Annotated in this window: 7 protein-coding genes; 4 read left to right on the top strand and 3 right to left on the bottom strand. The window is 40.3% G+C overall.

What is annotated here, in order from left to right; translation table 11 throughout:
• Positions 1–1,083, bottom strand: a 1,083-nt coding sequence (cfa, locus tag K8S13_RS11375; RefSeq protein WP_291462584.1) for a cyclopropane fatty acyl phospholipid synthase, incomplete at its 3' end; no start/stop codon positions are given.
• Between the two features lie 274 nt (positions 1,084–1,357).
• On the opposite strand from cfa, the gene K8S13_RS11370 reads away from it, so the two are divergent.
• Complete coding sequence (locus tag K8S13_RS11370) at positions 1,358–3,136, top strand: aminopeptidase P family protein (protein ID WP_291462583.1); 1,779 nt, start codon at positions 1,358–1,360, stop codon at positions 3,134–3,136.
• Positions 3,137–3,166: 30 nt separating this feature from the next.
• On the opposite strand, the gene K8S13_RS11365 is transcribed toward K8S13_RS11370, so the two are convergent.
• On the bottom strand, positions 3,167–3,859 hold the full coding sequence (locus tag K8S13_RS11365) for a response regulator transcription factor (RefSeq protein ID WP_291462581.1): 693 nt from the start codon (positions 3,857–3,859) through the stop codon (positions 3,167–3,169).
• Positions 3,856–5,508, bottom strand: coding sequence for an ATP-binding protein (locus K8S13_RS11360; protein ID WP_291462578.1), 1,653 nt, complete (start codon positions 5,506–5,508; stop codon positions 3,856–3,858). The genes K8S13_RS11365 and K8S13_RS11360 overlap by 4 nt, the downstream gene beginning before the upstream one ends.
• Positions 5,509–5,703: 195 nt before the next feature.
• Here K8S13_RS11360 and K8S13_RS11355 point away from each other — a divergent pair, with 195 nt between their 5' ends.
• The 3 genes from K8S13_RS11355 to K8S13_RS11345 form a co-directional block, all read left to right on the top strand.
• Positions 5,704–5,868, top strand: coding sequence for a rubredoxin-like domain-containing protein (locus tag K8S13_RS11355; protein ID WP_291462577.1), 165 nt, complete (start codon positions 5,704–5,706; stop codon positions 5,866–5,868).
• 111 nt (positions 5,869–5,979) lie between these two features.
• Positions 5,980–6,159, top strand: a complete 180-nt coding sequence (locus tag K8S13_RS11350; RefSeq protein WP_291462574.1) for a rubredoxin — start codon at positions 5,980–5,982, stop codon at positions 6,157–6,159.
• Positions 6,160–6,191: 32 nt separating this feature from the next.
• A partial coding sequence (locus tag K8S13_RS11345) for a rhodanese-like domain-containing protein (RefSeq protein WP_291462586.1) occupies positions 6,192–6,334 on the top strand: 143 nt, incomplete at its 3' end.

The following is a 6,334-nucleotide window of genomic DNA, read 5'->3' as shown; positions in this document are numbered from 1 at the left end:
GGTCATGACGATCTGCCACAGCTGCATACTTCTGGATCGAAATCCCCCGGCACAGCTTAAAAGATAATACTCCCACATCCTGAAAAACCGTTCCCCGTACTTATTTTTCAGTTCCGGCCATGCCTGCTTGAAATTCCTGTACCAGGCCATCAGGGTTTTATCATAATCTTCCCCAAAATTATCCCAGTTCTCCATGATAAAAAAATTTTCCATGGCTTTTCCCAGCTGGGCAATGGAAGGCAGCATTGAATTGGGGAAAATATATTTTACAGTCCATGGATTACATATCCTGCTGCTGGTATTGCTTCCAATGGTGTGAACAAAGGCAATCCCGTCATTTTTCAGCAATTGGTTTGTCAACTTCATATAGGTCCGGTAATTTTTATATCCTACATGCTCTATCATCCCGATGGAAATAACACGGTCATAGAGTCCGGATGCATTCCGGTAGTCATCCAGCCGGATTTCAACCGGCAGGCCCTGGCACAGTTTTTTCCCAAACTCAGCCTGTTCTTTTGACACGGTAAACCCTGTCACCCTGACACCATGTCTTTGAGCAGCATATTTGGCAAATCCGCCAAATCCGCACCCCAGCTCAATAATTTCCATTCCAGGTTCAAGTCTCAGTTTTTTGCAAACCATTGCAAGCTTGGCTTCCTGGGCTGCATCAAGGGTCTTGGCATCCTTCCAGTAGCCGCAGGTATACTGCAGTTGTTTGTCCAGCATCTTTTGGTAAAGATCATTGCCGATATCATAATGTTCTTTACCGACCATGAAAGCACGCCTGGTATTCTGCAGATTAAAGATCTTGGCTTTAAATATGTTCCATGCCGTGGTCCAGTCCTGTTTTATTTTACTCAACAGATCGGCGCGAAGGATTTTTTCAATAAACCAGTCAAGAGACTTGCACTCCCACCACCTGTCCATATAGGATTCCCCGAGCCCCAGTGCAGTCTGATGTAAAACACGCTCAAAGAATTTATCATCATGGACCTGGATATCATAGGGTTTGTCTCCGTTGACCGTAATTCCTGCGGCCTCCATTAAACTAAAGAATGTTTTCTTTTCCTTTTTATCATCCATACCGTCCTCCCATATCTGATAATGGATTTAATAAAAATAATCAGGTTGAGATCGTCTCTTCACTTAATTCCCCAAATGATGTTTTTCCAGCTGCTAAAGTATACCTTATTCTATCGTAAAAATCACCCGGATTTCAAGTAATTTTCTATATGGTCAGACTTTTTGTTCAAAAAATAATTGCGGTAAAGATTCAAAGTATTGTATGCTTCATGGCTGAATGAGATAGAGAATTTAAGCTTTACCTGTTTACAGGCAAATAATAATAGGTTGAATCATGAATACGAATGAGAAAATTAATCATATCAGGCAATTGATGAAAGATGGCAATATTGCTGCCGTTATCATACCAAGCGATGATCCCCATGGGAGTGAATATGTTGCTGACCACTGGCAGGCAAGAAAGTGGCTCACCGGGTTTTCAGGCTCTGCCGGAACAGCTGTTATCACTCTTGAACACGCCATTTTATGGACAGATTTCAGATACTATATCCAGGCTGAAAAACAAATTTCAGGTTCCTGGTTTGAGTTGTATAAAATGGGGGAGCCGGATGTCCCGACATTTCAAAAATGGCTGATTGATACCTTGAAGCCAAAAGACACCATTGGAATTGATGGAAATGTATTCAGCATGGCCAATGTGAAAAAGTATAAAACTCAATTTAAAGCCAAAGGACTTTTGCTGAATACAGATATTGATTTTGTCAGGGAGCTATGGACAGACAGGCCGCCCAGGCCAAAGTCAGCGGCATTTTCCCTGTCAGAACAATATGCCGGGAAAAGCAGGAAGGATAAAATCAGGCAAATTCAAAAGCAGATGGATGCTTTGGATGCATCTTACCATTTAATAGCAACCCTTGATGATATCGCATGGAGCCTGAATCTTCGGGGACAGGATGTTCATACAAATCCTGTTAATATTGCATTTGTTTTGATTGCTCCCCAAAACGTGTTTTTGTTTGTCAGCAAAACAAAGATTAATGATGCTCTTGCCAAAGAATTGCGCCGGGATGGCATAGACATTGTTGAATATGAAGATATAACCTCTGCTTTATCAAAGATTCAAGATAACAAAACGATTCTGGTTGATCCTGAAAATACCAATTACAGGCTGTATCAGTCCATTAATAAAAAATGTAAGATTGTTGAAGAATCCAATCCGGCTATTGCGCTTAAAGCCATAAAAAATGATATTGAGATCGCTCATTTGAGACAAACGGCTGTAAAAGATGGTGCAGCTGTTGTAAACTTTCTCTTCTGGCTTGAGCATCAGAATGAAGATGCGCAGATTACCGAACAATCTGTTGCCGATAAGCTTTATTTATTTCGAAAGGATCAGGAGTTATTCGTTGAAAACAGTTTTGATCCCATCATGGCCTATCAGGATCATTCAGCCATGTGTCACTATTCGGCTACTAAAGAAACAGATGTGGTTATTGGTAATGCAGGCATGTTTTTGACGGATTCCGGCGGCAACTATCTTACCGGTACCACGGATATTACCCGAACCATTTGTCGGGGCAAGCCGTCAAAACAGGAAATAACAGATTACACCCTGGTATTAAAAGGCCATATCTCTGTAGCCACAGTCCTGTTTCCCAAAGGTACCAAAGGATTCCAGATTGATACGCTCTCACGGCAGTATTTATGGCAGCAGGGAATGGATTTCGGCCATGGCACAGGTCATGGGGTCGGATTTTTTTTATGTGTTCATGAGGGCCCTGCAAGAATAAGTCCCCATCCCATTGATGTAAAACTTGAAAAAGGCATGGTGTTGACCAATGAGCCCGGAGTTTACAGGGAGGGCGCTTATGGCATAAGACTGGAGAATATGATTCTTGTGGACCAGGCCTTTGAAAATGAGTTTGGAACATTCATGAAATTTGAGAACATGACAGTTTGCCATTTTGAAAGAACCTTGATTGACAAGGACATGCTGTCTATGGAAGAAAAAGACTGGATCAATGCGTATCACGCTATGGTTTATGAGAAACTGTCACCTAATCTGGATCAGGATGTGGCATTGTGGCTTAATGAAAAAACCAAGGAGTTATAAATTTAAATTATACCAGGTCTATCGTTACGTTTACTTACTGTTAAACTTATATCCAACACCCGTAATCGTAACAATTAAGTCCGGGGTTTCAGGGTTTTGTTCAATTTTTTTTCTTAATCGCTGGATATGGACATCCAGTGCCCTGCTGTGGGAATAGAGCTGTGAATCCCACCAGATCTGTTTTTCTATAAAATCTCTTGACAGACTCTGATCGGGATGGGAGACAAAGAGCTCCAGGAGTTGAAATTCTGTTTTTGTCAATTTTGCTAATTGTCCCTTGATGGAAACCTGTCTTTTTTTATAATTTATTTCAAGGTGTCTGAATTCTTGTTTTTCTTTTACGAGTGATCTGTCAATCCGATTGAAAATAGCCGTTATTCTTGCTGAAAGCTCCAGGTATTCAAAGGGTTTGACAATATAATCATCCGCACCGCTTTTAAGTCCCAAAACTTTATCCGACAAAGTATCCCTTGCCGTAAGCATGATGATGGGAAAATCAAAGGATTTCCTTAGAATTTCACAAATGGAGATGCCATCCATATCCGGCAGGTTCAGATCAAGCAGAATCAGGTCGGGTTGACCTGTTTCGGCCATTTCAATACCCTTGCGGCCAAGATGGGAAAAGATGACCTTATATCCGTCAAGGGTTAAATTACCTTTAATAGTTTGAACAATATCTTTGTCATCGTCAATGATTAAAATGGTTTTGCCGGGTGTCGTCATTTAATCGTCCTGTTATCCTGTGGAAGTGTAATAAAAAATGTGCTGGAAGATCCTTTTTCGCTTTGAACACTGAGACTGCCGTTATGGGCAGAGACAATAGCTTTGGATATGGCAAGTCCCATGCCTGCTCCTTGATTTTTTATGTTTGATTCAGTTTTGGCAGTGTAGAATTTTTTAAAAATAGTTTCAAGATTTTCCTTGGGGATACCGGGCCCCTGATCTTTGATGGATATTTGAATGTCATTGTTTTGGGTTTTAACCTGTATTTTAATCCGGGCCTTGGGTTTTGAAAATTTAATGGCATTATCCAGAAGATTGACAAGAACCTGTTCCATCCGTTCAAGATCTATGATGGCATAAAGATGTTCCGAATAATCCGGCAAAATTGTAATCTCTTTTTCCAGGGACAAAGGGCTCATGATATCAATCACCTCTTTTACAAGTTGTGAAATGTCCTGACGTTCAAACTCCCACTCAATGGTTCCTGCTTCAAGCTTTGTAAAGTCAAAAAGGTTTGAAATCAGCCGGGTGAGTCTTGAAATGTTTTTTTCAATGATCTGGATAAATTCAAGATGATTTGGATCTGTCAATGTCCTTTCAAGATAATTGATACTGCCCTTTACGGCTGTTAAAGGGGTTCGAAGTTCATGGGACATATTGGCAAGGAAATCTGATTTCAGCTTATCAAGTTTTAAAAGTTCATGGTTGGCATGGGCAAGATCCTTTGTTGCCTTTGTTACCTTTTTTTCTAAATTGTCCCGATTGTGCATCAGGTTTTCAGCCATGAGGTTGAAACTTTTCCCCAGTTTTTCAAGTTCATCATTTGTATGGGGCGACACCCGGGTACCCAGGTTGCCAAAGGAGACCTGACGGCTCTTTTTTTCCAATTCATTTATGGGCTTTAAGACAAGGGTATGGATAAGGAAAACCAGTACAAGAATGGTTGCAAGGGTGATGCAGATCCCGGCTCCTGCCAGCAGCCATATGGTTTTTTTTAAGGCCTGTTTTATGTTTTGATAGGGGATGGTTACCCTTAGCCCGCCCATAATACTTGTTTCCTGTTCGGTTTCATTGGGGTGGCATTTTATACATCCTTTAGTTTTATAGAGGGGTACCATATAATCAAAGGATTGATCTGTAAATTGGTAATATTCTGTTGTTTTTTGAGTTGCAAAGCTGTTTAAACCTGCTTTCTCAAAGAGGTTCGGGCTGTTGGCGGCATTGATGGGCATAAGGCTGGACAGTTTGAACTGATAAGATTTTTTTTCAAAGGAATATTGTGACAGTTTCTGGGTTACCATTGATGGAGTGAAAAATTGGTAGGTATCCTGGGATATGCAAAGTTGATCTTTTATGGCAAAGACAACCCTTTTGGCTCCCAGGCTTTTCACATTAACAAATATGCCGCCCATACAGTCTGTTACCCATTGGCGGGTCAGTATAATTTGATCTGCAATCACTCTTGCTTTTTCAAGGGTTTCCTGTTTGCCCTGGTTGGATATGCGAAATCCAATCCAGGTGAAAAGAAGACCCAGGATAGGAACAATAATGATAATGACACCAAAAACAAATTTTCTTTTTAAAGGATAATTTATTTTTCCTGAGGGATTTTTCATGGTATCAATATCATTGTTTTCTTTGTTCTGCATAATCATCACCATGGTGAATCAGTCTGTATTCGGTTGCTAATTGCTATGCCTGAGTTAAGGTATAAAATGATTTGATAAAAATATCCATACAAAAAGATGGCATGGTTTTTGAAAGGTTGTTGAACCAGATAGAATTTGGATAGGAAGTGTATCATATGAAACAGTAGAAATATTTTAATAAGAAGGAGATAAATTATGATAAGCTGGCTATGCAGCAAATGCGGGTATACCCCTGATGCGGATACTCCGCCTGAGAAGTGTCCATCCTGTAAAAGCGATTGTTCCTTTGTTGATAATTCCTGCTATACACCCGATTGCGCAGGAAAGCCGAACGACCCTCAAATCAAGGGCGGTGAATAAAAAAAGCTAAAGATGAATGATACGATTATGCCTTTGGAAGGTTGTTTCTGGAATATGGATTGCCTTGAGACAGATCTGTATCGTCAATAAAAATTAAAAAAGGAGTTTAAAGTGGTAGAACCAAAAGATCTGTATCAATGTCAGACAGTTAATTGCGGTTATATTTATAATCCTGATAAAGGGGACAGAAAAGGAAAGATTGCAAAAGGAACAAAATTTGAGGATCTGCTCGATGACTGGAAATGTCCTGTCTGTGGAGCCAGTACTAAAGCATTTAAGTCACTTGGCTAACGATGGCAGAAAGCCAAAAGGAGAAATTGGTAATGAAATGGATGCAGTTTTTTACACCTGCTAAATCATTGGATTTTAAGGAGACGGAAAAATATATTTCTCAACATCCGGGGGATGAGATAACAATCCTGGATGTCAGACAGCCCTCAGAATACCAGGAGAGTCATATTCCAGG

Source organism: Desulfobacula sp., assembly GCF_021107415.1.
The sequence above is the reverse complement of the archived record's forward strand: the minus strand, read 5'-3'. Positions and strand labels throughout refer to the sequence as shown.

Bases quoted from the DNA above. Each gene is read 5' to 3' on its own strand.
- K8S13_RS11370 (WP_291462583.1), top strand. From the start codon at position 1,358: ATGAATACGAATGAGAAAATTAATCATATCAGGCAATTGATGAAAGAT.
- K8S13_RS11365 (WP_291462581.1), bottom strand. From the start codon at position 3,859: ATGACGACACCCGGCAAAACCATTTTAATCATTGACGATGACAAAGAT.
- K8S13_RS11360 (WP_291462578.1), bottom strand. From the start codon at position 5,508: ATGCAGAACAAAGAAAACAATGATATTGATACCATGAAAAATCCCTCA.
- K8S13_RS11355 (WP_291462577.1), top strand. From the start codon at position 5,704: ATGATAAGCTGGCTATGCAGCAAATGCGGGTATACCCCTGATGCGGAT.